Annotated in this window: 24 protein-coding genes; 16 read left to right on the plus strand and 8 right to left on the minus strand. The window is 64.6% G+C overall.

Annotation, left to right across the window (positions count from 1 at the left end):
• Position 1 precedes the first annotated feature (1 nt).
• The gene (gene fabD, locus SO140_RS08080; protein WP_498542414.1) at positions 2–961 is read right to left on the minus strand and encodes an ACP S-malonyltransferase; all 960 of its coding nucleotides are present in this window, start codon (positions 959–961) and stop codon (positions 2–4) included.
• Positions 962–1,261: 300 nt separating this feature from the next.
• Between fabD and SO140_RS08085 the strand changes: the two genes are divergently transcribed.
• Positions 1,262–2,515 carry a diguanylate cyclase domain-containing protein gene (locus SO140_RS08085; RefSeq protein WP_449378571.1) on the plus strand — a complete coding sequence of 418 codons (1,254 nt, stop codon included), beginning with the start codon at positions 1,262–1,264 and terminating at the stop codon, positions 2,513–2,515.
• Here SO140_RS08085 and SO140_RS08090 read toward each other — a convergent pair.
• On the minus strand, positions 2,512–3,537 hold the full coding sequence (locus SO140_RS08090; RefSeq protein ID WP_449378572.1) for a fatty acid desaturase family protein: 1,026 nt from the start codon (positions 3,535–3,537) through the stop codon (positions 2,512–2,514). The genes SO140_RS08085 and SO140_RS08090 overlap by 4 nt on opposite strands.
• Positions 3,538–3,540: 3 nt before the next feature.
• Positions 3,541–4,245, minus strand: coding sequence for a TetR/AcrR family transcriptional regulator C-terminal domain-containing protein (locus tag SO140_RS08095; RefSeq protein ID WP_449378573.1), 705 nt, complete (start codon positions 4,243–4,245; stop codon positions 3,541–3,543).
• Positions 4,246–4,738: 493 nt separating this feature from the next.
• Here SO140_RS08095 and rpsF point away from each other — a divergent pair, with 493 nt between their 5' ends.
• From rpsF to rplI, 4 genes are all read left to right on the plus strand, one after another.
• Positions 4,739–5,206 carry a 30S ribosomal protein S6 gene (rpsF, locus tag SO140_RS08100; RefSeq protein WP_449378574.1) on the plus strand — a complete coding sequence of 156 codons (468 nt, stop codon included), beginning with the start codon at positions 4,739–4,741 and terminating at the stop codon, positions 5,204–5,206.
• Between the two features lie 5 nt (positions 5,207–5,211).
• Positions 5,212–5,451: a 30S ribosomal protein S18 gene (gene rpsR, locus SO140_RS08105; RefSeq protein WP_007592020.1), complete on the plus strand. Its 240-nt coding sequence runs from the start codon at positions 5,212–5,214 to the stop codon at positions 5,449–5,451.
• A gap of 128 nt (positions 5,452–5,579) precedes the next feature.
• Complete coding sequence (locus SO140_RS08110; RefSeq protein ID WP_449378575.1) at positions 5,580–6,554, plus strand: YybS family protein; 975 nt, start codon at positions 5,580–5,582, stop codon at positions 6,552–6,554.
• Between the two features lie 47 nt (positions 6,555–6,601).
• Positions 6,602–7,207 (plus strand): 50S ribosomal protein L9, encoded by a 606-nt coding sequence (gene rplI, locus SO140_RS08115; RefSeq protein ID WP_449378576.1) that lies wholly within the window; start codon positions 6,602–6,604, stop codon positions 7,205–7,207.
• A 185-nt stretch (positions 7,208–7,392) separates the two neighbouring features.
• Here the strand turns inward: rplI and SO140_RS08120 are convergent, their stop codons facing one another.
• Entirely contained in the window at positions 7,393–8,448 is a 1,056-nt protein-coding gene (locus tag SO140_RS08120; RefSeq protein WP_449378577.1) for a hypothetical protein, read from the minus strand.
• A gap of 275 nt (positions 8,449–8,723) precedes the next feature.
• Between SO140_RS08120 and SO140_RS08125 the strand changes: the two genes are divergently transcribed.
• Positions 8,724–9,974, plus strand: coding sequence for a cyclopropane fatty acid synthase (locus tag SO140_RS08125; protein WP_449378578.1), 1,251 nt, complete (start codon positions 8,724–8,726; stop codon positions 9,972–9,974).
• A gap of 13 nt (positions 9,975–9,987) precedes the next feature.
• Here the strand turns inward: SO140_RS08125 and SO140_RS08130 are convergent, their stop codons facing one another.
• Positions 9,988–10,182 (minus strand): transcriptional regulator, encoded by a 195-nt coding sequence (locus SO140_RS08130; RefSeq protein WP_474799538.1) that lies wholly within the window; start codon positions 10,180–10,182, stop codon positions 9,988–9,990.
• Positions 10,183–10,731: 549 nt separating this feature from the next.
• On the opposite strand from SO140_RS08130, the gene SO140_RS08135 reads away from it, so the two are divergent.
• Both SO140_RS08135 and alr read left to right on the plus strand, forming a co-directional pair.
• Positions 10,732–12,243, plus strand: coding sequence for a replicative DNA helicase (locus SO140_RS08135; RefSeq protein ID WP_449378579.1), 1,512 nt, complete (start codon positions 10,732–10,734; stop codon positions 12,241–12,243).
• 46 nt (positions 12,244–12,289) lie between these two features.
• Complete coding sequence (gene alr / locus SO140_RS08140) at positions 12,290–13,573, plus strand: alanine racemase (RefSeq protein ID WP_498539775.1); 1,284 nt, start codon at positions 12,290–12,292, stop codon at positions 13,571–13,573.
• A gap of 168 nt (positions 13,574–13,741) precedes the next feature.
• On the opposite strand, the gene SO140_RS08145 is transcribed toward alr, so the two are convergent.
• Complete coding sequence (locus SO140_RS08145; protein WP_449378580.1) at positions 13,742–13,960, minus strand: cysteine rich repeat-containing protein; 219 nt, start codon at positions 13,958–13,960, stop codon at positions 13,742–13,744.
• A 40-nt stretch (positions 13,961–14,000) separates the two neighbouring features.
• Here SO140_RS08145 and SO140_RS08150 point away from each other — a divergent pair, with 40 nt between their 5' ends.
• A complete protein-coding gene (locus tag SO140_RS08150; protein WP_449378581.1) occupies positions 14,001–14,771 on the plus strand; it encodes an exodeoxyribonuclease III in 771 nt (256 codons plus the stop codon).
• Between the two features lie 27 nt (positions 14,772–14,798).
• Here the strand turns inward: SO140_RS08150 and SO140_RS08155 are convergent, their stop codons facing one another.
• Complete coding sequence (locus tag SO140_RS08155; RefSeq protein WP_498542415.1) at positions 14,799–16,364, minus strand: winged helix-turn-helix domain-containing protein; 1,566 nt, start codon at positions 16,362–16,364, stop codon at positions 14,799–14,801.
• Positions 16,365–16,518: 154 nt separating this feature from the next.
• On the opposite strand from SO140_RS08155, the gene SO140_RS08160 reads away from it, so the two are divergent.
• Positions 16,519–16,761 carry a DUF1127 domain-containing protein gene (locus SO140_RS08160; protein WP_449378583.1) on the plus strand — a complete coding sequence of 81 codons (243 nt, stop codon included), beginning with the start codon at positions 16,519–16,521 and terminating at the stop codon, positions 16,759–16,761.
• A 312-nt stretch (positions 16,762–17,073) separates the two neighbouring features.
• Here SO140_RS08160 and SO140_RS08165 read toward each other — a convergent pair whose 3' ends face one another.
• Positions 17,074–17,442 carry a GFA family protein gene (locus tag SO140_RS08165; protein ID WP_449378584.1) on the minus strand — a complete coding sequence of 123 codons (369 nt, stop codon included), beginning with the start codon at positions 17,440–17,442 and terminating at the stop codon, positions 17,074–17,076.
• 273 nt (positions 17,443–17,715) lie between these two features.
• Between SO140_RS08165 and SO140_RS08170 the strand changes: the two genes are divergently transcribed.
• The 6 genes from SO140_RS08170 to SO140_RS08195 all read left to right on the plus strand — a co-directional run bounded on the left by SO140_RS08170 (position 17,716) and on the right by SO140_RS08195 (position 24,595).
• Positions 17,716–18,444 carry a sulfite exporter TauE/SafE family protein gene (locus SO140_RS08170; RefSeq protein ID WP_449378585.1) on the plus strand — a complete coding sequence of 243 codons (729 nt, stop codon included), beginning with the start codon at positions 17,716–17,718 and terminating at the stop codon, positions 18,442–18,444.
• A 19-nt stretch (positions 18,445–18,463) separates the two neighbouring features.
• Positions 18,464–19,909, plus strand: a complete 1,446-nt coding sequence (gene radA, locus SO140_RS08175) for a DNA repair protein RadA (RefSeq protein WP_449378586.1) — start codon at positions 18,464–18,466, stop codon at positions 19,907–19,909.
• Positions 19,910–20,074: 165 nt separating this feature from the next.
• Positions 20,075–20,704 carry a CvpA family protein gene (locus tag SO140_RS08180; protein ID WP_449378587.1) on the plus strand — a complete coding sequence of 210 codons (630 nt, stop codon included), beginning with the start codon at positions 20,075–20,077 and terminating at the stop codon, positions 20,702–20,704.
• A gap of 31 nt (positions 20,705–20,735) precedes the next feature.
• On the plus strand, positions 20,736–22,247 hold the full coding sequence (purF, locus tag SO140_RS08185; RefSeq protein ID WP_449378632.1) for an amidophosphoribosyltransferase: 1,512 nt from the start codon (positions 20,736–20,738) through the stop codon (positions 22,245–22,247).
• Between the two features lie 157 nt (positions 22,248–22,404).
• Positions 22,405–23,145 carry an SDR family NAD(P)-dependent oxidoreductase gene (locus SO140_RS08190; RefSeq protein ID WP_449378588.1) on the plus strand — a complete coding sequence of 247 codons (741 nt, stop codon included), beginning with the start codon at positions 22,405–22,407 and terminating at the stop codon, positions 23,143–23,145.
• Between the two features lie 223 nt (positions 23,146–23,368).
• Positions 23,369–24,595 (plus strand): ABC transporter substrate-binding protein, encoded by a 1,227-nt coding sequence (locus SO140_RS08195; protein WP_449378589.1) that lies wholly within the window; start codon positions 23,369–23,371, stop codon positions 24,593–24,595.
• Positions 24,596–24,676: the final 81 nt, after the last annotated feature.

A 24,676-nucleotide genomic window follows, 5' to 3' on the forward strand; every position in this document is an offset into this window, starting at 1 on the left:
CTCACCCCTGCTTCGCGGCAGCCAAGGCGTCTTTGGCCGTGGCAACATCGTTCGGCCCGCCGACGGCCACGCCCACGGCGCCGTCCGCAATGCGCTTGACGAGACCCGTCAGCACCTTGCCCGCGCCGATCTCGAAGAAACGCGTCACGCCCTGACCAGCCATATAGGAAACCGACTCGCGCCAGCGCACCGTGCCGGTGACCTGCTCGACCAGACGGCGGCGGATCTCGTCGGGATCGGTGATGGCGCTCGCCAGCACGTTGGAGACCAGGGGCGCTGCGGGCGCCTTGATCGTGACCTTGGACAGCGCTTCGGCCATGGCATCGGCGGCCGGCTGCATCAGCTTGCAATGGAACGGCGCGGATACCGGCAGCAGCATCGCGCGCTTGGCGCCCTTGCCCTTGGCGATCTCGACGGCGCGATCGACCGCCGCCTTGTCGCCGGAGACCACCACCTGACCGCCGCCATTGTCGTTGGCAGCCTGACAGACCTGCCCCTGCGCCGCCTCATGGGCGACCTCCATGGCCGCCTCGTAGTCGAGGCCAAGCAGCGCGGCCATCGCGCCGGCGCCGACCGGGACGGCCTTTTGCATTGCCAAACCGCGGGTGCGCAGCAGCCGCGCGGTATCGGAAATCGTCAGGCTTCCGGCCGCAGCCAGCGCCGAATATTCGCCGAGCGAGTGCCCGGCGACGAACGCCGCATCCCGCCCCACGGAAAATCCGGCCTCGGCCTCCAGCACACGCAAGGTGGCGAGCGAGACCGCCATCAAGGCCGGCTGGGCGTTTTCGGTGAGTTGGAGGGTCTCCGCCGGGCCATCCCAGATGGTCGCAGTGAGCTTTTCCCCAAGCGCGGCGTCGACCTCGTCGAACACGGCGCGGGCCGCAGGAAAGGCTTCCGCCAGGGCCTTGCCCATACCGACCGCCTGGGACCCCTGCCCCGGAAATGTGAATGCTGCCGTCATCGGCGCTCCCTGGCTTGCTGAGCCTCGTCAGGATCGGGCGGCCATTCTACGCCGGGGCGTGGGCCGTTGTTCCCGATCATGCTCCAAAGGGGGCCGTAGACACTGACCGGGGCCGAAATGTCAAGCCGCGACGACGTCCTGGATGGGGATCGCTGACAGATTACGCCCACCGGCCGGGTCAAGTCCCTCCCGGCCCGCCACGCGGTCGTGGGCTGCCCATGCAGGCAAAACGTTTACGCTGTCGGGAACTCGACGGTGCATTTTAAGTCCCTTTAAATACCCACTGCCGAAATTGCGGCCATGGCATCCGTCGCTACACTGATATCGACAGCTTCCTCCGCTGCCGCACGAGTTCGGCTGTGGTGGCACAGCTGCGTCGACTGGTTGCTCAGCGGCCCGACCTCTCAGTTCGACGACATCCGGAACGAGTTTCTTCAGCAGAGGACGAAAAAGACCAAGACGCTCCTGGTGGCGGTGCTGGCGTCCCTGCTGGTCGCATCGCTCGCCGCGGCTCTGACCGGCGCTGCATGGGCTTATGCCTGGGTACTGGCGGAAATCGTCCTGGGCTGCACCCGAATCTGCCTGATGACGAAGGCCTCCGCGCGGGCAAAAGCCAACGGGCCAGGCGCCGCGAGCGGCACGCCGGTCTGGGTCGGCCTGCTATCGGTGATCGCAATTTCCGCGGGCTGCTATCAATGCGTCGCATCGGGACAGCTGCCGCTGGTCCTGACTGCGGGCGTCGGCCTCGCCAACCTGACCGGTGGAATTGCCTCGGGCAACGCCGGGACGCCGCGTTATGGAATCCTCATGATCTGCATCCTGACGCTACCCTTTGCGGTGGCCACGATGCTGTCACCGATCCCCTTCCTGTTCATCGTCGGCCTGCAAACGCCGGTCTATACTGCGGGGATGATTTTCCTGCTGCTTGAAAATCACAAGATCCTGCTCAACCTGCATCGCTCCGAGCGCAACAATCGTCAGATGGCGCACCACGACCTGCTCACCGGTCTTCCCAATCGCGCCCTGAACCGGAAGCTGTTTTCGAAACTGCTTGACGGCCCATGGCCGGAGGTCGCGTCACGATCAGCCGCGAAGCTCACCGTGTTTTGCGTCGATCTCGACAACTTCAAGGGCGTCAATGACCGGCTCGGACATGCGGCCGGCGACGCCGTCCTCGTCGCCGTCGCAGATCGCCTGCGCGCCAGCGTGCGTGAGGCCGATGTCGTGTGCCGCGTTGGTGGCGACGAATTCGTGATCCTGCTGCCCGACATCACGGACACCGAGGCCGCCGACATTGCCCGGCGGATCATCGCGCGGGTCTCGGAGCCGTTCGAGTTTGCGCCCACTGCGCGTGTCGGAGCCAGCATCGGCCTGGCATCCGCGCCGCGCGACGGCGTGACCGCGGACGAATTGCTGAGCGCGGCCGACCGCGCGATGTACGAGGCCAAGCGTCGCGGCAAGGGCGATTTCGTGATCCACGCCTCCGGCGTCGAAGAAATCACCGAAGAGGTGCCGCTTGTCCCCGCGGTGCAAAGCGTCGCGCTGGCCGACTAGAACCCGCCGGCCTTCTGATCCGCGCCGACTTCGGCACCCGCCCGTGCGCGGCGAACGCTGCTGACCAATTGCCCGGGACGATCATCGCGGTTTGGCTTGGCGGTGGCCAATCGCAACACGGCGAGATAGTTCGGCTGCACCTCCATGCGGTCAGCATGCCGGCTCTCGCTCAGCAGGCGATGCACCTTGGGCAAATTGTAGCAGGGCACGTAGAACAAGAGGTGATGCTCGAGATGATAGTTCACGTAATAGGGCGCGATGAACAGGCGCTCGAGAAAATTGGCATGCGTGGTGCGCGTGTTGCGCAAGGGATCGTGGCTGTCGGGAACGACCGCATGCTCGGCGATGTTACGGATGCGGGTGATGACCATCTGCCAGGTCAAAAGCGGCACCAGCCATAGCAGCGGATAGGCCCACCACACGCCGGCGGCCGCGAGCACTGCAAACAGAAGCGCATTCGTGACGCATTGCGGCCCGAGCTTCTCCGAGAAATGCGCCGCGCGCTGCGACCACGGCCAATCCTTCGAACCGAGCGCATTGAGCAGTTGTGCCTTACGCTGCTGGTAGCCGGTCTGTCCGGTGAGATCACGGATGAACTTGCGGCGGTAACTCAGCCTGGTGATCGGGAACGGCGCCGACAGCACGAGATCGGGATCATCCTCTTGTTGCGTGCGCGCATGGTGCTGCAAATGATAGCGCCGATAGCTGCGCGTCTCGGCGAAGACCGGATAGGCGCAGAACCACTGGCTCAGCGCCAGATTGGTCTTTTCATCCGGCGACAGGCAGCCATGCGCGCCGTCATGCATGAGGATCGCGAGGCCCAGCTGACGCGAGCCGATGATGCCGACCGCGAGAACATAGGTCAGCGGATTCGGCCACCACGCCACCAGTGCGATCGCACCCGCGATCAGCGCCCAGGCGTGCGCGATCAGTGCCACGCCCTTCCAGGTGACGCGCTCGCGCACGTTGACGAGCTGGTCCTCGGTCAGGAAATCGCGGGCACGCATGCGAAGCGCGGTCATGGCCTAACCCTCCCCGTCCGATGGTGTTGATGCGCCGCGATCCCCGACGAGCCGCAGGCGCGCCGCATCGCCTGCCGATTTCGCCTGCTCGCCCAGCACGCGCAGCATCTCTGCGCACAGCTCATCAGGCGAGCGGCCCATCGCGTAGCCTTCCACGATGACGCCAATCGCCACCGCCCAGAACCTGCGCGAGCTCTCGTCGGGCGCGCGCAACGTCCGCCAGCCATGGCGCGCGACCTGGGCGCCATAGGCGCGCGCGCCCTCGGTGTGCAGGCGTTCGATGGTGCGCTCGACCAGCGGCGCGAGATCCTGTCGCCGCCGTGTCAACGTCAGCGCTTCGGCGAAGAAGGCCACCGAATCGGTCGCCGTGACCGTCTGCGCGAGCGCACGCGTGTAGGCCTCTGGCGTGTGCGCCTTCAGTGCCGCCTGCTCGGTGGCGCGCGCCAGATATAGGAGATCGCGGCAGGCGCATTCGACGAACAGCGCCTCCTTGGTGCGGAAGTAATAGGTGATCTGGCTCGGAAACGCGTTCGCGGCCGTCGCGATGTCGGAAATCGATGTCCCGGAAAGCCCCTGCTCCCTAAACAACGGACTGGCCGCATCGAGGAGCAGCGAGCGCATCTTGCGCCCCGCAGAACGGGTGGCCCGGACAGCATGCTTTGGGTCGCCCCGAGGCGCTTCCACCGGACCTTTGACGGATTTGGCCATCGGCTCCTCTCGTCATTTATTTGTATGCTATACAAACAAATAAATCAAGCCAGAGGAAGGTGCAGCTTTGGAATGCCCTGGAATCGAAAGGGGCCGCTCCTGAGCGGCCCCTTGCCGGTAAAAATGGTTTCGAGATGAAATTCAGCCCCGGCAATTAGAAGCCTACAACTTTCCATAAAATCTGTGGATTCCGTACAAGCGCGGTGTTCCCGCCCCGGAACCGCTACAATCGTGTTGGCTACGCGCGTCTCCAAAACCTGCGTGCCAAACCTTGCCAAGCCGGCCAAAATCCGTATAAAGCGCGCCATCCGCAGACCCCGGCCGGGAGCTGAACGGACGGTCTCAGCAAATTCACTTGTTGATTTTGATGTGGCAGGGCCAGTCGGCCCGTCGTCCCGTGTTTCCGCCTTCTGAGCTTAATCCCAGAGTCCTTTCCGAAGGCCTCTTAAGGGCTTGACGCCGGGTGAAGCGCCAACATGAGGAAAGGACTTCCATGCCTCTTTACGAGCATGTTTTTCTCGCGCGTCAGGACGCGAGCCCGCAGCAGGTTGAAGAGTTGACGACCCAGATGACCGGGATCGTCGAGGGTCTCGGCGGCAAGGTCACCAAGACCGAGAACTGGGGCGTGCGCTCCCTCACCTACCGCATGAACAAGAATCGCAAGGCGCACTTCGTGCTGCTCAACATCGACGCGCCGTCCGCGGCGATCGCCGAGATCGAGCGCCAGGAGCGCATCAGCGAAGACGTGATCCGCTATCTCAGCGTCCGCGTCGAGGAGCTGGAGGAAGGTCCCTCCGCGATGATGCGCAAGGCTGACCGTGATCGCGAGCGCGATGACCGCGGTGGTGGATTCCGCGGCGAGCGTGAAGGCGGCTTCCGCGGCGACCGCGAAGGCGGCTTCCGTGGTGACCGCGGCCCGCGCCGTCCGCGCGACGAAGCTGAAACGACGGATGGGGAGTAAGAACAATGGCTGAAGCTGGTGCACGCCGTCCGTTTTTCCGTCGCCGCAAGAGCTGCCCGTTCACGGGGGCCAACGCGCCGAAGATCGACTACAAGGATTCCAAGCTGCTGATGCGTTACGTCTCCGAGCGCGGCAAGATCGTGCCGAGCCGCATCACGGCCGTGTCCGCCAAGAAGCAGCGTGAGCTCGCCCGCGCCATCAAGCGCGCGCGGTTCCTCGGCCTCTTGCCCTACGTGATCCGCTAAACGACGTTTCGACCGGCGGCCCTAAGGCCGCCGGTCGTATCATTCAAACTCATAAGGCTTCCGGGTCGTCCGGTCGCCGATGGTTGGGGCGAAATGCCTCTAACCGCTCGAAGGGAGCGGGACAGCTGATGATGGCACTCGTACTCATTGCCCTGATCGCCGGCGCTGCGTCGGCCCTGATGTTCGCCTCGATCGTCTCGGGCGCGCTGATCTCGCTCGTCCTGTTCTACCTCTCGCCTTTGCCGCTGATGGTTGCCGCGATCGGCTGGGGACCGCTTTGTGCGAGCCTTGGCGGCATCGCCGCCGCGACCGGCCTCGGCGCGATTTTCGGCCTGCCGTACTGCCTCGCCTTCGTCGTCACGGTCGCGCTGCCGGCCTGGTGGCTCGGCCATCTCGTGCTGCTCGGCCGTCATACTACGCCTGCCGTGATCACCGCGGGCGCAGAGCCGCCGGCCGAACCTGAGATCGAATGGTACCCGGTCGGGCGCATCCTGCTCTGGATTGCGGGCTTTGCCGCGCTGATCACGATCGCGGCGCTGCTCACGCTCGGCAGCGATGCCGAGGGCATCGCGACCTCGCTGCGCCGCGGCTTGATGCGCATCCTCCGCTCGGCCGATCCGCAAGTCTCCGGCGATACCGACCAGTTCATCGATGCGCTGGCGACCGTCGCACCGGCCGTTGCCACCATCGTGTCGATGATGACGCTCACCCTCAACCTCTGGCTCTCGGCCAAGGTGACCGCGACGTCGGGACGGCTGCGCCGTCCCTGGCCCGCGCTGATGACCGCCGAGCTGCCGTCGATGACGCTCGCCGTACTGTGCATCGCCATCGCCTTCTGCTTCGCCGGCGGGCTGATCGCACTCGCCGCGCAGATCATCACGGCGGCCCTGATGATGGCCTACGCGCTGACCGGGTTCGCCGTGCTGCACACGCTGACGCTTGCGCTGAAGAGCCGCGCCTTCTGGCTCGGCTCGACTTACGCCGTCGTCGTTGTGCTCGGATGGCCCGTGATCGCGATGATCGTACTCGGGCTTGCCGATGCCGTCTTCGGTTTCCGCGAGCGCTTCCTGCGCAACCGGCCACCGCCACTGCCGACCCCTTAAGTTCAACCCGAAGATCCAACTCACATCACTTCAAAAGGAGAACGATTATGGAAGTCATTTTGCTGGAACGCGTGGCCAAGCTCGGCCAGATGGGCGAAGTCGTGAAGGTTCGCGACGGCTATGCCCGCAATTTCCTGCTCAAGCGCGGCAAGGCGCTGCGCGCCACCAACGACAACCGCGCCAAGTATGACGGCATGAAAGCCGAGCTCGAGGCGCGCAATCTCAAGGCCAAGGGCGAGGCGTCCAAGGTCGCCGAGAAGATCGAAGGCAAGAACATCACCGTGATCCGTCAGGCCTCCGAAGCCGGCCAGCTGTTCGGCTCGGTCACCGTGCGCGACATCGTGCTGGCGTTCGAAGCGGACGGCATCTCGCTCGCCCGCCCGCAGGTTCAGCTCGACGCGCCGATCAAGACCATCGGCAAGCACACCATCACCATCGCCGTCCACCCGGAGGTCGAGATCGAGGTCACCGTGACGGTTGCGCGCAGCCAGGAAGAAGCCGAGCGCATCAACCGCGGCGAGGACATCTCGACCCGCAACGAGGATCGCGACGCGGCCGCCGAGGCGATCGCCGCCGCCGGCGAGTTCTTCGATCCGGAAGCCCAGCACGACGATGTCGCGCCGGCACCGGCCGCGGAAGCGACCGAGCAGTAAGCCTCGCGCTCACACGACAGACGGAAGCCCGGCTGCCTATGCGGCCGGGCTTTTCGTTTCGGCGGCAACGTCCGCGCTCAGCTTCGCGATCGAGGCCAGCGCGGTCGCGGTATGCGCTTCTCAGTCAGGACGACGCGGAGGCCGCAATGAGCAGCCTCCGATGCGATGACGAGATGAAAGTCTCTTTAGCGGGAGATCGGCGGGACCGGCGAGCCGGAGGGCTCGGCCGCAGCCGGCGCATCCTGCGGCTTGGCCGCCGCCGGCGCAGAGGCGCCGTTGCCGTTTGAAGAGGCATCGGCGGGCTTCGCCGCGGTGTCCGCCGGCTTCTGCTCAGGCGCAGCCTCGGCCGGTTTTGCAGCGGAGAGCGGAGCCGGCGTCACCTCCGGCACGGGATCGGGCCGCAGCGCGGGAGTCTGGCTGGTCGAAGGTTCGACCTTGGCGCTCTCAGGCTTATCGGCCGGCTTCTCCGCCGGTTTGTCCTTGGCGCTGTCGGGCTTGGCTTCGGTATCGACCTTGGCGCTGTCGTTCTTGGTATCGTTCTTGGAATCGTTCTTGGGTTCGCTCTTCTTGTCCGTGGTCGGCGATTCGGCGGCGGCAGGCATTTCCTTGGGCGTTTCGCCCTTGGGCGTCTCGGCCTTCGGGGCTTCCTCGGGCTCGGGCTTGCCGCGCTTGCTCATGCGCTGCTTGGACTTGCGCCCCTCGGGACCGCGCTCATTGGTCGCCTGGCCATCGGGCCTGGCACCATCCTTCGTACCATCCTTGGCCCCCTCTTCGCTCGGCCGCGCCATCCGCCTCGAACCGGCACGTCCGGTCTCGGACACGGGAGCGCCCTCGCCCTCCGGTTTCGCCGCGTCCTGATGCTGACGCCGGCTGGGATGCTCGGGCTGTTGCGTGGCGCTGGAATTGGCTTCTTTCTCCTTGCCGCCGTCCTTCTTGTCCTTGCCGTCCTTGGACTGGTAGCGCGTGTCGGTCGCACCGTTGGAGACGAGGTAGGAGGACAGGACGCCCGCCATGTCGGAACTCGTGGTGTAATGCTGGCGCAAGAAGCCCGGCAGCGAGCCCGCCGGCACCGACTTGAGCAGTCCCCGCGGCGACTTATGACAGGCGTTACAGGTCTGGGCGAAGATCTGGGACGGACTCTTACCGGCCTCGAGATTCGTCGCCTGCGCAAACGCAGCCTCTGGAGCGCCAAGGCCAATCAGAAGCAACACCGTCGCGAGGTTGAGCGCTCGGCTCGACATCCCGTCATCTCCATTGAAAATACGCAAGAAGGCCAGCCGGCGCCGGCGGCGGGTCACCTTTTAGCCGATTGCGCTGCAATTGGAAGCACGCTCGTGACGCAAGGATGTGATCGCGCGTTTTGCGAATATCGGCTTTGAACACAACGCAATAGCAGGTCGGGAACGTGCTGATTACGTTCCCATGCAAATGCATAGGAACCAATGCAGTTCCGATGCGTCGGTGTGACGACGGGGGTTAGTCGCATCTTTTCGGGTTCGCTCGACAGGGTGGTTCTATGGACCGTTTGTTGCGCAGCTTCCTGACGAAGTTCATCCGCCACGGATCGATGACGGTGACGACCGCAAGTGGCGCAAAATTCACATGCGGCGACGGCTCCGGCCAACATGTGGCAGTCCGCTTCGCGACGACGGAGGCGCAGCGCAAGATCCTGCTCAATCCCGAGCTCGGGCTCGGCGAGGCTTATATGGACGGCGAGTTCGTCGTCGAGCAAGGCACGATTGCTGATGCCCTGGCGATCCTCCTGGATCAACCCGAAATATTGCCGCAGTGGGCCAAACCCCAGTGGCACCTGCGCTACCTGACGCGGCATTTGAAGCAGTTCAACCTGCGCACCCGTGCCAGGACCAATGTCGCCCATCACTACGATCTGGACGGCCGGCTCTATTCGCTCTTCCTCGACGCCGACAAGCAATATAGCTGCGCCTATTTCGAGACGCCGGACACCTCGCTCGACGACGCCCAGCTCGCCAAGAAGCGGCATCTCGCGGCAAAGCTCGTCATCAAACGCGGTCAGCGCGTGCTCGATATTGGCTCTGGCTGGGGCGGGCTCGGCCTCTACCTCGCCGAGATCGCAGGCGCCGACGTCACCGGCATCACGCTCTCGACCGAGCAGTTGCAGGTTGCGAATGCCCGCGCTGCCGAGAAGAGCCTGACCCGGTCGGCCCGGTTCCTGCTCCAGGACTATCGCGACATCGACGGTCCGTTCGACCGCATCGTTTCGGTCGGCATGTTCGAGCATGTCGGCGTCAAGTTCTACGATACCTATTTCGAGCGCTGCGCCGAGCTCCTCGCCGAGGAAGGCGTCATGCTGCTGCATTCGATCGGCCGTTCGCAGGGGCCGGACTCCACCAATCCCTGGATCGCCAAATACATCTTCCCCGGTGGCTATATCCCGGCGCTGTCCGAGGTGCTGCCCGCAATCGAGCGCGCAGGGCTCCTCGTCTGCGACATCGAGATCCTCCGCCTCCACTATGCGGAGACGCTGAGGGCCTGGCGCGAACGCTTCATGGCGCGGCGAGAGGAAGCGGTGCAGCTCTACGACGAGCGCTTTGCGCTGATGTGGGAATTTTATCTGGCCGCCTGCGAGATGACCTTCCGCAAGCAGGGCATGATGAACTTCCAGATCCAGCTCACCAGACGCCAGGGCGTGGTCCCGGTGACCCGCGACTATATCGGGCATGAAGAGGCCCGGCTACGCGGCGTTGAAGGCGCCAGCAAGCCGAGGCTGAAGCTGGCGGGCGAATAATGAACAATATGGGCTAGTGGCGCAGCCGTGAGGCTGGACAAAGCGTAGCCGGGAGCGCGAGCTGCGCTCGGAACTGCGCCAACGTCTCGGCCGGCAGCTTGGACCTCTCGGATTCGGGGCGGGAGGCGTCCTCCATGGCAGCAATCAGCGCCGACAGCCAGATCCGACTGCCCGCCTCGCTCTGCCAAGTCTGCAGCTCCTGCCGCATTGTCGCCTCGTCTCCTGACGGTCGCGGACCGGACCAATTCCTTACCCGCCGACCGGTTCCGGCCCTTGCCCGAAAGAATCCGGGGGTCTGTGATCTGCTTCACAAAGTGGCGGTCGGAATTGTCCTAGACCGTCCCCCATGAGCAAGAAGATCCAAACCTCCTTCGACGTGCAGGACGATCTCCGCACCGACTATGCCTTGATCGCCACCGGCGTTGCCGCCGCTCTGGTTGCGCTGGTCTACCTCCTGATCGTCTGAACAGTCGGCCGGCCAACGCGCCGCACGATACGCGCCTGCAAAATAGGTCTGCGCGCCGCCGTATAAGGTTCACATTATCCGGATTTTTCCGCGGGCCGGCCTGAGCGAGATCAAGGTGCCGAGGCCAATTCCGCAAAACATCAGTCAAGCATCGCGCATGCTGCGGCTGCTAATCATCCACCATTTTAAAGACCGGTTGATAGCGACCAGCTTTCGCTTCCGCTTTGCGTGTTGTCGGCGCTTTATCGCCGCCCCGCATCTCGCCGGAAAAGTTGCTAAGCACCTCCAACCATGGCCCTGACTGATTCGACCGTCCTGAAACTCGCGCCCGAGGCCGGAACCCCAGCCTACCGGAGCGCGCCGCACAATATCGAGGCGGAACAGAGCCTTCTGGGCGCGATTCTGGTCAACAACGACGCCTTCTACCGCGTCTCCGACTTCCTCGAGCCAAAGCACTTTTTCGAACCCCTGCACCAGACCATCTTCGAGACCGCCGGCAGCCTGATCCGGATGGGCAAGATCGCGACCCCGGTGACGCTGAAGACATTCCTGCCCGCCGATACCGACGTCGGCGGCATGACCATCGGGCAATATCTGGCTCGCCTCGCTGCGGAAGCGACCACGATTATCAACGCCCAGGACTATGGCCGCACCGTCTACGATCTGTCGTTGCGGCGCGACCTGATCGGCATCGGCGAGGACATGGTCAATGTGGCCTATGACGCGCCGGTCGACTTCGCACCGCGGGCGCAGATCGAGGATGCCGAGCGGCGCCTCTACGAGCTCGCCGAATCCGGCCGCTATGATGGCGGCTTCCAGAAGTTCTCGCAGGCGTTGGCGGTCGCCGTCGATCTCGCGGCAAAGGCATTCCAGCGCGACGGAAAGCTGTCCGGCATTTCCACGGGCATGCGCGACCTCGACACCAAGATGGGCGGCCTCCAGCACTCCGACCTCATCATCGTGGCCGGACGCCCGGGCATGGGCAAGACGTCGCTTGCGACCAACATCGCCTACAATGTCGCACGAGCCTACGTTCCGGAACTCCAGGCCGACGGCACCATGAAGGCCGCCAATGGCGGCGTAATCGGCTTCTTCTCCTGCGAAATGTCGGCCGACCAGCTTGCCACGCGTATCGTGGCCGAGCGCACCGGCGTTCCCTCCTCCCACATCCGCCGCGGCGGCATCTCGGAAGCCGATTTCGACAAGATCCGGGAGGTCTCGATCGAGCTGCAGTCGTTGCCGTTCTATGTCGACGCAACCGGCGGCCTGTCGATCGCGCAGCTCATGGCGCGCGCGCGCCGGCTGAAGCGCCAGAAGGGCCTCGATCTCCTCGTGATCGACTACATCCAGCTCCTGTCGGGCTCGGGCAAGCGCGCCAGCGACAGCCGCGTGCAGGAAATCACGGAGATCACGACCAGCCTGAAGGCGCTCGCCAAGGAGCTCAACGTTCCCGTCATCGCGCTGTCCCAGCTCTCGCGCCAGGTCGAATCCCGCGACGACAAGCGGCCGCAGCTGTCCGACTTGCGTGAATCCGGATCAATCGAGCAGGACGCCGACGTCGTGCTGTTCGTGTATCGCGAGGAATATTACCTCGCGATGAAGGAGCCACGCCCGGGCACACCTGAACACGAGAAGTGGCAGCTTGACATGGGTCTTGCGCACGGAAAGGCCGAAGTCATCATCGGCAAGCAGCGCCACGGCCCGACAGGCACCGTCGATCTGGCGTTCGAGGCCTCGGTCACGCGGTTCGGCGACCTCGCCCCTGACAGTCAGCTGCCGGAGCGCAGCAACAACGACTACTGAGTTCCTTGAACCAAACCAGCCTCTTGCGTAAAACGGCGCCGTGACAATCGCGTCGGACCCGAACATGATTCCGCAAAACGGCTTTCTCTCAACGGAGGCCAACCAGGCCGCGGCGCTTGCCGCGTATGGCGGCGTGCTCACCGTCGATCTCGACGCGATCGTCGCCAACTGGCGCAAGCTCGAGAAGACCGCGGTGCCGGCCGAATGCGCCGCCGTGATCAAGGCCGACGCCTATGGCTGCGGCACGGAGCCGGTGGCGCGCGCGCTGCACGGAGCGGGTTGCAAGACCTTCTTCGTCGCAACGATCGAGGAAGCGCGCATCGCCCGCGCGGCGGTGCCGACCGCGACGATCTATGTGCTCGGCGGCTATTTCCAGAACACCGGCGAGCACTACGCCAAGATCGATTGCCGTCCCGTGATCGGCGATCTCAACGAGCTCGCCGAATGGGATGTGTTCTGCCGCCGCACGGGCTGGACCGGCGGCGCGGCCATCCACATCGACACCGGCATGAACCGGCTTGGGCTGACGCTCCAGGAGGCGCAGGCGATCATCCCGCGCATCAATGCCGGCGATCACGGCATCACGCTGGTGATGAGCCATCTGGTCTCCGCCGAGCAGCTCAACAGTTCGGCGAACGCCAAGCAACTCGCAGCCTTCCGCACCATCGCAAGCGAATTCGCGGGCGTGCCCGCGGCGCTCGCCAATTCCTCCGGCATCTTCCTGGGCGCCCCGTTCCAGTTCGACCTGGTGCGGCCGGGCGCGGCGCTCTACGGCGTCAACCCGACGCCGGAGGCCGACAATCCGATGCAGCCGGTGGTCGATCTCAAGGCCCGCATCGTGCAGATCCGCACCATCGAGCGCGGCGAGACGGTCGGCTATGGCGGCACCTGGAGCGCGCGACGCCCCACGAAGCTCGCGATCATCGCGGTTGGCTATGCCGACGGCTATTTCCGCGCCGCCAGCTCCAATGACGGCACCCGCGGCGCCGAGGTGATCGTCGCCGGCAAGCGCTGTCCGGTCGCGGGCCGCGTCTCCATGGATCTGATCGCGATCGACATCACCGATCTGCCACCGAATGCCGTGCGACGCGGCCACATGGTGACGCTGCTCGGCGAAGGCATCACCGTCGACGAGCTCGCGCATCATTTCGGCACCATCGGATATGAGGTGCTGACGAGCCTCGGCCACCGGTATGCCCGAGTCTACAAGGGCGGCAATGTGCACGCGCCGGTTGAACAGCCGGCTCTCGCCCCGCCCGCGGAGGCGTCCGTCGCCGCGCCGCCGCCACTCGTGGAGCAGCCGGCAAGCCCGCCGCCACTGCCGACCTAGCCAACGGTCTCGTGCCCCGGACGCAGCGCAATGCGCCGCTCTTCGCGGCTAGTGCGCCTGCAGAGCCGGGGTCAGCATTTGTGGTGAGATGGGCCCCCGCTCTGCGCACCGCACTGGACGATGCTCCGCATCGCCAGGCGCGCTGCGCCGCGTCTGGGACACGAGACTTTACTTCTTCCTGCTGTCCAGTGCCTTCTTGCAGGTATCGCTGAGCTGGTCACGCTTGCCATTGAGGCATGCGACGATGCGGCCGCCGCCAGGCGCAATGCCGGCGCAGAATTTGTCATAATCCGCCTTGCAGGCGCCGCGCGGATCGGACGATTGTGCCAGCGCGGACCCGGAGAGCGCGACGGCGAATGCGATAACGGCGAAGTTCAACTTGGACATTGTCTCTCCGGTATGGGGCGTGAGGAGCCATCAGCTCTACATGAAGATTGCGACATTCAACATCAACAACATCAACCGTCGCCTGCCCAACCTGCTGCGCTGGCTGCACGGGGCGAATCCTGACGTCGTCGCACTGCAAGAATTGAAGGCCACTGATGGCGAATTTCCGGCCGCTGCAATCGAGAAAGCCGGCTACGGCGCGGTCTGGCGCGGGCAAAAGACGTGGAATGGCGTCGCCATTCTCGCGCGCAACGCCGAGCCCGTGTTGACCCGCGACCGCTTGCCGGGCGACGCTGACGACCTCGAGGCGCGCTACATCGAGGCAGCCGTGCGCGGCATCATCGTCACCAGCATCTATTTGCCGAACGGCAACCCGCAGCCCGGACCGAAATTCGACCACAAGCTCGACTGGTTCGCGCGCCTGAAACGCCACGCAAAAAGTTTGCTCAAGCAGGATCTGCCGGTCGTGCTCGCCGGCGATTACAACGTCGCGCCGACCGAGCTCGACATCTATCCAACGAGATCTTGGGACAAGGACGCCCTGATCCAGCCCAGGAGCCGCGCCGCGTTCAAATCACTCGTTGCGCAAGGCTGGTGCGATGCGCTCCGCACGCTGCATCCGGACAAGCGGATCTACACGTTCTGGGACTACAAACGAAACCGCTGGCCACGCGACGCCGGCTTGCGTCTCGATCACCTCTTGCTCAGCCCTGCCCTGGCCCCGCGCCTGACCAAGGCCGGCGTCGACAAGCAGATCCGTGGCGAAGACGGCGCGAGCGACCACGCGCCGGCATGGGTCGCGCTACGTTAGGTGCGTGCTCGCAAATCCGCTGGGCCGTTACTCGGGCAGCCCTGCTATTCGCAGGCCATCCGTCAACCTGGCGAGATCCTCGGCGCGGCGAAACGGCATTTGCTCCCCAAGATTCGAAAGACGGAGCATCGGATCGAGCTGACGCAGCCGGGCTAACGACATCTCAGGGCTCTCTGGCCGACCGCCGAGCGCGGCGCTGGCGACAATCATCCTTGCGGCCGGAAGGTAGCTGGGATGTTCCCGCGACGTCCGCTCCGCCCATGAGAGTGCGTCGTCATTTCTGCCGCAGGCAAAATGCGCATAGGAACCGACGCACCACCATGCGAAGGAGAAAACGTCGGAAGGGCTCAACTGCAGGGCGCGTTCGACGTTGGCCAGCGCAAGTTCGGGCTCGCCGCGCCAGACGTGAATCCATCCATGCAGACCCAAAGCGGCGGGAGAGTTCGGGTTGAGCGCCCGCGCGCGCGCAACCGCATCCGTTGCAACGTCGAGATCACCTTGAAGATAGGCCAGACCAAAACCGGCCGCAGTCAGGAATAGCGGATCATCCCTCCCGAGGTCGAGCGCGCGTCGAGCAAGTCGCGCACCTTCAGCGGATTCGGCCGCGTGATCGCTGAACCAACCGAACGACTTCGCCCAAGTGTAGCACTGCGAGGCGAACGCATAGCCCGCCGCTGACTCCGGGTCGAGCTGTATTTCCCGCCGAAAGATTTGCTGCGCTTCCGCGTTGGCCTCCCTGGTCAATCGTCTTTGTACTGCAAATCCGTGCATCAACCGCTCCCACGCCGTTGCCGCAGGCTTGCGTGTCGCGCGCCGGGTCTCGACCCGCAGGACGGCGGGCTCTATCGCACCGACCACGCTGGCCGTCACCTGGTCCTGCAGATCGAAAGCATGTTCCAGACCGCCGTCGAAGTGATCGGCCCAGACGTGCGTGCCCGTCGCCGTGTCGATGAGCTGACCGGTTATGCGAATACGATCCCCCGTCTTGCGCACGCTACCTTCCAGGATAAAGCGGACGTCGAGTTCGCGACCGATCTGCCTCACGTCGATGGCACGCCCCCGGTACGCGAAGCTCGAATTGCGGGCGACTACCGACAGCCACTGGAAGCCGGCCAGCCCAGTGATGATCTCCTCGACGATTCCATCCGTGAAATGGTCCTGCTCAGTATCGCCGCTCATGTTCTCGAACGGCAAAACCGCGATCGAGGGCCTGTCGGGCGGAAGGACAGCCTCCGTCGATCCCATGGGACGGACTGAGATCCCTGCCGCGCCCGAAGGCTGGCTCTCTTCGCGAACCGTGCCGACGAAACGAAAGCCCTTTCGTGGCAACGTCTTGATCAGGCGCTGCTCCTCGCCGGTATCGCCGATCGCACTTCTCGCAGCGTTGAGGCGAGTCGTCAGCGCCGCCTCGGATACGATACGTCCCTTCCAGATGGCGTTGACAACGTCCTCCTTGCTGACCACGCGCTCCCTGTTGCAGATCAAGTAATCGAGCAGATCGAAAACTTGAGGCGCTGTCGGCACCACATCAGCTCCGCGACGGAGCTCGCGCCGGTCGGTGTCGAACGCGTAGTGCTCGAACAAATAGCGCAAGGGACATTCCCTCGGTTGCCCTTCGAGGTCGCCACGGCACGGTCTGACGCGAAAGAATAAGCCGCCGGTAAGGAAAATGTAAGCCGCCTGTCAAGCGTGCCCCGCCATGTCCGGACATCCTAGACCGTGCGAAACGACGCCGGGAGGTACCCCGATGACAACGGCCTTCAACGCGTTCGAGCCACGGCGGAATTTTGTGACGGTGCGGCTCGGCCTCGCTGTCCTCGCCAATTGCCGCGATGCATTTTGCGAATGGCGCACACGCGCAAAGCTGTGCGCGAGGTTAGACGGTCTGAGTGACCGGGAGCTGCTCGATCTCGGTATCGGGCGTGGCGAGATCGACTACGTCTCCTCCAATCGCGCCTCCGACCCGCGCAGCGCCGTCGTCCCGCCGTGAGGAAGACCGCGCGCCCGGTTCAAAACGAACGGGCCGCAAAAGAGGCGTGTCATGCAGCAGAGAGAGTCTCACCCAAGTCAATTCGAACAAACCGCGATGCGCGCATTTCGCGTTCAGCCTGATTGGTACGAGCAATATTGGCTTAGACCGAACATGGCCTCGACTAAAGGAAGATGGCGCCGTTCGAGTGTCCTTCTACGTTCGGTCTTGTACGGAGCAATCGTATCCATGTTCTTCGTCTACTTTGGTCATTGAAGCCCAAAAATATCCTCCGCGCATTCTGCCCGTACCATCAGCCAACGATACGTGCCGTCACCACAAATTCTTACCGTCGATCACGTTCACGGGCACCGCATCGAGATCGTAGTCGTCGAACAGGCGCGCGTTGATCGCGACCTTGGGATTGTCGAAGTCGGGCTTGCCGGTCGACCAGTCCGGCGACTCCGAATAGGTGCCGCAGCCGCAGCTCGCACAGTAATGATGTTTGACGGTGCGACTACCCCATTGATAGGTCGCGACGTTCTCCTGCGGAGAGAGCAAGCGGAACTGCGCCGGCGTGTAGTAGGCCCACAGCGCGCCGCGCTTGGCACAGAGCGAGCAAGTGCAGCGCGTCACGCTGGCCGGCGGCTCCGTGACCTCGAACACCGTTTCACCGCAATGGCAGCTCCCTTCGACCGGCATGACCCGCTCCCTCTCTCGAAAATGTCAGGAGATGGTCGTAGCCGAGGCCTGCTGCCAACATGCTGTCAGCATGTGCTGCGGCGCACTGCCTGGTTTGCAGGCAGCGCCCCGCCGGGCGACACCGGCCTGTGTCCCCGAAGAGTTTCGCGGAGCGCGAAGTCCAGCCTGGCTACTTTGCATGGGGTTGATTTCCAGATTTCTTGTTACCGAGGCGAGCCGGTCCGATCTGGAGCGAGAATTGCTACACTCCCCCGATTCCCGGAGCTCTCCCTTTTGGCCTTCCTGTTCGTCCTCATCGTCGGCCTGATCGCCGGCACCATTTCCGGCATCGTTGGCACGGGCTCGTCGATCATGCTGATGCCGGTACTGGTCTTTGAATACGGGCCAAAGGAAGCCGTTCCGATCATGGCGGTCGCGGCCGTGATGGCGAACTTGTCGCGGATCCTCGCCTGGTGGCGCGAGGTCGACTGGAAGGCCTGTGCCGCCTATTCCATCACAGGCATTCCCGCCGCAGCGCTCGGCGCGCGGACGCTGCTGGCGCTGCCCTCGCACGCGGTTGACCTTGCGATCGGCATCTTCCTGATCGCGATGGTGCCGGCGCGGCACTGGTTGGCGCGGCACGACCTGAGAGCCAACCTCTGGCATCTGGCGATCGGCGGCGCGATCATCGGCTATTTCACCGGCATCGTGGTCTCGACGGGACCACTCAGCGTGCCGCTGTTCCTGTTCTATGGCTTGACCAAGGGCGCGTTCCTCGCGACCGAGGCCGCTTCCTCGCTCGGCCTCTATCTGTCGAAATCCGTGACATTCGAACGCTTCGGGGCGCTGACCGGCGACGTCGCGATCAAGGGCCTCATCGCAGGCTCCTCACTGATGTTCGGCGCCTTCATCGCCAAGCGCTTCGTGCTGCACATGAAACCAGACGTGTTCCGCCTGGTGATGGACGCCATCATGGTCGCGGCGGGACTCTCCATGCTATGGAACGCCACGCAATCCCCCTGACACCGATTCACCAGTCCCCATGGCCAAATCCACGCTCTCCTTCGTCTGCCAGAACTGCGGCGCAGCCTATAACCGCTGGCAGGGCAAGTGCGAGGCCTGCGGCGAGTGGAACACGCTGGCCGAGGAGGACGCGACCGGCAACGTGCCGGTGTCGATCCGCTCCAAGCGCAAGGGGCGCACCTTCGCGCTGGAGAGCCTGGCGGGAAAAAGCCCCGACGCCCCGCGACTGTCATCGGGGATGACCGAGCTCGACCGCGTTACCGGCGGCGGCTTCGTGCGCGGCTCGGTGCTGCTGGTCGGCGGCGATCCCGGCATCGGCAAATCGACGCTGCTGACCCAGGCCACGAGCTTGCTGGCCCGTGCCGGCCACCGCGTCGTCTATATCTCCGGCGAAGAGGCAATCGCTCAGGTGCGCTTGCGCGCGGAACGGCTCGGGCTGTCGGACGCGCCGGTGCAGCTCGCCGCGGAGACTTCGGTCGAGGACATCATCTCGACGCTGTCGGAAGGGGCGGTCCCCCGCCTCATCGTGATCGACTCGATCCAGACCATGTGGACCGACACGGTGGAGTCCGCGCCCGGCACGGTGACGCAGGTGCGCGCCTCCGCGCAGGCCCTGATCCGCTTCGCCAAGAAGACGGGCGCCGCCATCATCCTGGTCGGCCACGTCACCAAGGACGGCCAGATCGCCGGCCCCCGCGTGGTCGAGCACATGGTCGACGCGGTGCTGTCCTTCGAGGGCGAAGGCTCGCAGCAATTCCGTATCCTGCGCGCCGTGAAAAACCGCTTCGGCCCCACCGACGAGATCGGCGTCTTCGAGATGACCGGCCTTGGCCTTCGTGAGGTCACCAACCCTTCCGAGCTGTTCCTGTCCGAACGCGACCTCGGCACCCCCGGCACGGCCGTGTTCGCCGGGATCGAGGGCACCCGCCCCCTGCTGGTCGAGCTACAGGCCCTGGTGGCGCCGACCTCGCTCGGTACCCCGCGCCGCGCCGTGGTCGGCTGGGACCCGAGCCGGCTCTCGATGGTGCTGGCGGTGCTGGAAGCCCATTGCGGCGTGAAGCTGTCCGGCCACGACGTCTATCTGAACGTCGCAGGCGGCCTGCGCATCCACGAGCCGGCCGCCGACCTCGCCGCGGCAGCGGCGCTGGTATCCTCGCTGGTTAACGCGCAGTTACCCACCGATGCGGTCTATTTCGGCGAGATTTCGCTCTCCGGCGTGGTGCGGCCCGTAGCCCAGACCCCCGCGCGGCTGAAAGAGGCCGCAAAACTCGGCTTCAGCCGCGCCGTGCTCCCCGAATCGGCCCGAGGCGAAGCCGGCGGGGACGCGGGGCTGTCGCTCAACGCCGTGAACAACCTGACCACGCTGGTCGCCGAGATCGCCGCCCGCGGCTCCCGCCGGGGCGAATCCACAAGTCAGCCCGAGAAAAATGCCACACCCGCCAGATTCCGCCGTGGAGAGGGCTAGGTGGAGGTGACGATCCCCGGCCCCGCCGCTATACAGCCGTCACAAAGCGGCGGGATCGCGTGGTTCCGGACTTGCCGGGAACGCCGTCTGCCCCTCACTTAGGGCGGCGGCCAAAACACCGATTCGCCGAGCATCTTTGAGAGTACGAGCGGACCAGACCAGCCGATGCCGATTACACTCCTCGATCTGATCCTGCTCGGTGTGATGCTGATCTCAGGCCTGCTTGCCATGGTCCGCGGCTTCATGCGCGAAATCCTGTCGATCGCGGCCTGGGGCGCGGCGGCGATCGTGACGCTCTATTCATTCTCGAAGCTGCTGCCGACCGCCAAGACGTACTTCAACAACGACACGGTCGCGAGCGTCGTGGTCGTGGCCGGCGTGTTCGTGGGCACGCTGATTGTGGTCTCCGTGATCACGGTCCGGATCTCCGACATGATCCTGGATTCCCGGATCGGCGCCCTGGACCGCACCTTGGGCTTCCTGTTCGGCCTGGGGCGCGGTCTCCTGATCGTGGTGGTTGCCTTCCTGTTCTTCACCTGGCTGGTCCCGGACAAGCAGCGCCCGGACTGGGTCACGGGAGCGAAGTCCCGGGTGGTCTTGCAGGGAACCGGGGATTGGCTGATGTCGCTCTTGCCTGATGACCCCGAGAACACCATCTTGAAGAGATTCAAGAAAAACAAACCAGATGATGATCAAGCTGATACCGAGCAGCAGCCTGCGGGCGGCAGCGACGGCTACAGTAAACCGGCTCGTGACAGCCTTAAAAAGCTGATCGAGAAACCCGCGGCGCGTTGAATTGAGCCCGAAGAGAGGCGCGATGGACGAGATGCAAAACCCCGACTGGAACGCCCAGCTTGATCTCGACCTCCCCCCGGCCGGGCTCGAGCTTCAGGACGATCTCGAGGGGGATACGCTACGCGAGGAATGCGGCGTATTCGGCATCTACGGTCACCCCGACGCCGCCGCCATTACCGCCCTCGGCCTCCACGCCCTGCAGCACCGCGGCCAGGAGGCCGCCGGCATCGTCTCCTACGACGGCTCCCGCTTCCATTCCGAGCGCCGCCTCGGCCTCGTCGGCGACACCTTCTCCCGCCGCGAGGTGATCGACCGCCTGCCCGGCAGTGTCGCGGTTGGCCACGTCCGCTACTCCACGACCGGCGCCACGATCCTGCGCAACGTGCAGCCGCTGTTCGCCGAACTGAATGCCGGCGGCCTGGCGGTTGCTCATAACGGCAACCTTACCAACGGCCTGACGCTGCGCCGCGAGCTCGTCAAGAACGGCGCGATGATGCAGTCGACCACCGACACCGAGGTGATCCTGCATTTGGTGGCGCGGTCCAAGCGCAACCGCTTCATCGAACGCTACATCGACGCGCTGCGCGAGATCGAAGGCGCCTATGCCCTGGTCTCGGTGACCAACAAGAAGCTGGTCGGCGCGCGCGATCCGCGCGGCATTCGCCCCTTGGTGCTCGGCGAGCTCGACGGCTGCCCGATCCTGACGTCGGAGACCTGCGCACTCGACATCATCGGCGCGCGCTTCGTGCGCGACATCGAGCCCGGCGAAGTCATCGTGTTCGACGAGAACGGCCAGGACGTCCACAAGCCGTTCCCGCCGATGGCCCCGCGGCCCTGCATCTTCGAATACATCTATTTCTCCCGGCCTGATTCCATCGTCCATGGCCGCTCGGTCTACGAGGTGCGCAAGGCCTTTGGCGCGCAGCTCGCCAGGGAGAGCCACGTGCCGGTCGACGTGGTGGTGCCGGTGCCCGATTCCGGCGTGCCCGCCGCGGTCGGCTACAGCCAGTTCTCCGGCGTGCCGTTCGAGCTCGGCATCATCCGCAACCACTATGTCGGCCGCACCTTCATCCAGCCGACGCAGGCGATCCGCGAATCCGGCGTGCGCATGAAGCACTCGGCCAACCGCGCCGCGATCGAAGGCAAGCGCATCATCCTGATCGACGACTCGCTGGTGCGTGGCACCACCTCGAAGAAGATCGTGCGCATGATGCGCGATGCGGGCGCGACCGAGGTGCACTTCCGTCTCGCCTCGCCACCGATCCTCTATCCCGACTACTACGGCATCGACCTGCCCGATCGCGGTGGCCTGCTCGCGGCAACGCATTCACTGGAAGAGATGCGCGAGATCATCGGGGCGGACTCGCTCGCCTTCCTGTCGATCGACGGCATGTACCGCGCGATGGGCGAGCCCGGACGCGACCCGGCCAATCCGAAGTTTTCGGATCACTGTTTTACCGGCGCCTATCCAACGCATCTCACCGACCAGACCCAGACCGAACAGCAGCCGCGCCAATTGTCGCTACTGGCGGAGGCGAGTTAGTCCGTCCCCAGCAGTCATTCCGGGGCGCGCGTAACGCGAACCCGGAATCTCGATCTCGTATCGTAATCTCCGGATTCCGGTTCGATGCTTCGCATCGCCCCGGAATGACGACCAAGCGGGGGCTTGTCCCGGCCATCCACGCCTGTAAAACCCCGCCATGACAAAACTCCTCGCCAACCGCATCGCTCTCGTCACCGGCGCCTCGCGCGGCATCGGCTATGCCACCGCGATCGCGCTGGCAAAAGCCGGTGCGCACATCGTCGCGGTCGCGCGCACGCAGGGCGGGCTGGAAGAGCTCGACGACGAGATCCGGAAATCAGGCGGCAACGCCACACTGGTGCCACTCAACCTCACCGACTTCGACGGTATCGCGCGGCTCGGCGCCGCGCTGCATGAGCGCCACGGCAAGCTCGACATTCTCGTCGGCAATGCCGGCGTGCTCGGCCCCTCCTCGCCGCTCGGCCATATCGAGCTGAAGACCTTCACCGATGTGATGGCGATCAACGTGTCGGCGAATTTCCAGCTCATCCGCTGCATGGAGCCACTGCTGAAACAGTCCGACGCCGGCCGCGCGGTGTTCATCACCTCGGGCGCAGCCAACAAGGCGACCGCTTATGTCGGCCCCTACGCGGCCTCCAAGGCTGCGCTGGAAACGCTGGCGCGCGCCTGGGCGCAGGAGACCGCGAGCACGAAACTGCGCGTCAACCTGTTCAATCCCGGGCCGATCCGCACCCGCATGCGCGCGACCCTGATGCCGGGCGAGGATCCCTTGACGCTCGACACGCCCGAGCAGGCGGCCGAGTTCATCGTGCCGATGTGCGCGCCTGACTGGGCGGAAACCGGCAAATTCTACGACTACAAGTTGCGCACGCTGATGAGCTTCCGGCCGCCAGCCTGAGGCCCGCGCATGCTGGCCGACGCGCGGCCACGCGACGGATTGATGAAATTTAAGTCAGCAAGAGACGATCGGATTAACCGATCGCCCGGACCGCTACGATTAGCGCATTGCCGCAAGCATCAGGACACGCTATCGGACACATCAAGATCGTGACCGATCACGCCGATGGTCAAAAGCCCCATCCAAGAGGGCCGTCCCGGCATCAACAGTTGGAGGGAATACAATGAAAAACTTGCGCGCGTGGCGCTACGCCGCGCTGTTGACCTGTGCCGGCCTCGGCTTCGCCACCTCGGCTTCCGCCCAAGACAAGACCGTCAAGATCGGCGTGCTCAACGACATGTCGAGCCTCTATGCCGACATCGGCGGGCCGAACTCGGTTGCCGCCGTGAAGATGGCAGTCGAGGATTCCGGCCTGAAGGCCAAGGGCTGGACGATCGATGTCGTCTCGGGCGATCACCAGAACAAGCCCGACGTCGGCGTCAACATCGCAAGGCAGTGGATTGACAACGACAAGGTCGACGTCATCTCCGACACGCCGAGCTCGGGCGTTGCGCTCGCGGTGAACAACCTCGTCAAGGAAAAGAACTCGGTGCTGCTCAATTCGGGCGCGGCCACCGCCGATCTCACCGGCAAGGCCTGCACGCCGAACACGATCTCCTACACCTACGACACCTACATGCTGGCGAACGGCACCGGCAAGGCATTGACCAAGGCCGGCGGCGACAGCTGGTTCTTCCTGACCGCCGACTACGCCTTCGGCCACGCGCTGGAGCGCGACACCAGCGCGGTCGTCACCGCCAATGGCGGCAAGGTGCTCGGCGGCGTCAAGCATCCGCTCAATTCGTCCGACTTCTCCTCCTTCCTGCTGCAGGCGCAGTCGTCGAAGGCCAAGATCATCGGCCTCGCCAATGCCGGCGGCGACACCACCAACGCGATCAAGCAGGCATCGGAATTCGGCATCGTGGCGGGCGGCCAGAAGCTCGCAGCGCTGCTGCTGTTCATCAACGACGTGCACTCGCTCGGCCTCAAGACCGCGCAGGGGCTGACCTTCACCGAGTCCTTCTACTGGGATCTCAACGACCAGACGCGCGAATGGTCGAAGCGATTCCAGAAGGTCTCGCCGAAGGGCTCGATGCCGTCGATGACGGTCGCCGGTCTCTATGCCGGCATCCTGCATTATCTGAAGGCGATGGACGCGCTCGGCAGCAACCCGCATGACGGCGCCAAGGTCGTTGCCAAGATGAAGGAACTGCCGACGGATGATCCGCTGTTCGGCAAGGGCCCGCTGCGCGCCGACGGCCGCCGCCTCATCCCGGCCTATCTGTTCGAGGTGAAGAAGCCGGAAGAGTCGAAGGGCCCGTGGGACTATTACAAGCTGGTCGCCACCATCGCACCGGAAGACGCTGCCAAGCCGCTCGAGGCGAGCGAGTGTCCGCTGGTGAAGAAGTAAAGCGACACTGTCGTAGGGTGGGCAAAGGCGCGAAAGCGCCGTGCCCACCGTTCCTCCATCGCTGTGATAGAAGCGGTGGGC

Source organism: Bradyrhizobium sp. UFLA05-108, from assembly GCF_059803455.1.

Excerpts from the sequence above, each read along its gene's own strand:
- SO140_RS08090 (WP_449378572.1), bottom strand. The coding sequence starts at position 3,537 with ATGACCGCGCTTCGCATGCGTGCCCGCGATTTCCTGACCGAGGACCAG.
- SO140_RS08145 (WP_449378580.1), bottom strand. The coding sequence starts at position 13,960 with ATGTCCAAGTTGAACTTCGCCGTTATCGCATTCGCCGTCGCGCTCTCC.
- SO140_RS08130 (WP_474799538.1), bottom strand. The coding sequence starts at position 10,182 with ATGCGGCAGGAGCTGCAGACTTGGCAGAGCGAGGCGGGCAGTCGGATC.
- rpsR (WP_007592020.1), top strand. The coding sequence starts at position 5,212 with ATGGCTGAAGCTGGTGCACGCCGTCCGTTTTTCCGTCGCCGCAAGAGC.
- SO140_RS08190 (WP_449378588.1), top strand. The coding sequence starts at position 22,405 with ATGACAAAACTCCTCGCCAACCGCATCGCTCTCGTCACCGGCGCCTCG.
- SO140_RS08135 (WP_449378579.1), top strand. The coding sequence starts at position 10,732 with ATGGCCCTGACTGATTCGACCGTCCTGAAACTCGCGCCCGAGGCCGGA.
- SO140_RS08095 (WP_449378573.1), bottom strand. The coding sequence starts at position 4,245 with ATGGCCAAATCCGTCAAAGGTCCGGTGGAAGCGCCTCGGGGCGACCCA.
- SO140_RS08085 (WP_449378571.1), top strand. The coding sequence starts at position 1,262 with ATGGCATCCGTCGCTACACTGATATCGACAGCTTCCTCCGCTGCCGCA.
- fabD (WP_498542414.1), bottom strand. The coding sequence starts at position 961 with ATGACGGCAGCATTCACATTTCCGGGGCAGGGGTCCCAGGCGGTCGGT.
- SO140_RS08180 (WP_449378587.1), top strand. The coding sequence starts at position 20,075 with ATGCCGATTACACTCCTCGATCTGATCCTGCTCGGTGTGATGCTGATC.
- rplI (WP_449378576.1), top strand. The coding sequence starts at position 6,602 with ATGGAAGTCATTTTGCTGGAACGCGTGGCCAAGCTCGGCCAGATGGGC.
- SO140_RS08110 (WP_449378575.1), top strand. The coding sequence starts at position 5,580 with ATGATGGCACTCGTACTCATTGCCCTGATCGCCGGCGCTGCGTCGGCC.
- SO140_RS08195 (WP_449378589.1), top strand. The coding sequence starts at position 23,369 with ATGAAAAACTTGCGCGCGTGGCGCTACGCCGCGCTGTTGACCTGTGCC.
- SO140_RS08160 (WP_449378583.1), top strand. The coding sequence starts at position 16,519 with ATGACAACGGCCTTCAACGCGTTCGAGCCACGGCGGAATTTTGTGACG.
- purF (WP_449378632.1), top strand. The coding sequence starts at position 20,736 with ATGCAAAACCCCGACTGGAACGCCCAGCTTGATCTCGACCTCCCCCCG.
- SO140_RS08165 (WP_449378584.1), bottom strand. The coding sequence starts at position 17,442 with ATGCCGGTCGAAGGGAGCTGCCATTGCGGTGAAACGGTGTTCGAGGTC.
- SO140_RS08125 (WP_449378578.1), top strand. The coding sequence starts at position 8,724 with ATGGACCGTTTGTTGCGCAGCTTCCTGACGAAGTTCATCCGCCACGGA.
- SO140_RS08120 (WP_449378577.1), bottom strand. The coding sequence starts at position 8,448 with ATGTCGAGCCGAGCGCTCAACCTCGCGACGGTGTTGCTTCTGATTGGC.
- SO140_RS08150 (WP_449378581.1), top strand. The coding sequence starts at position 14,001 with ATGAAGATTGCGACATTCAACATCAACAACATCAACCGTCGCCTGCCC.
- radA (WP_449378586.1), top strand. The coding sequence starts at position 18,464 with ATGGCCAAATCCACGCTCTCCTTCGTCTGCCAGAACTGCGGCGCAGCC.
- rpsF (WP_449378574.1), top strand. The coding sequence starts at position 4,739 with ATGCCTCTTTACGAGCATGTTTTTCTCGCGCGTCAGGACGCGAGCCCG.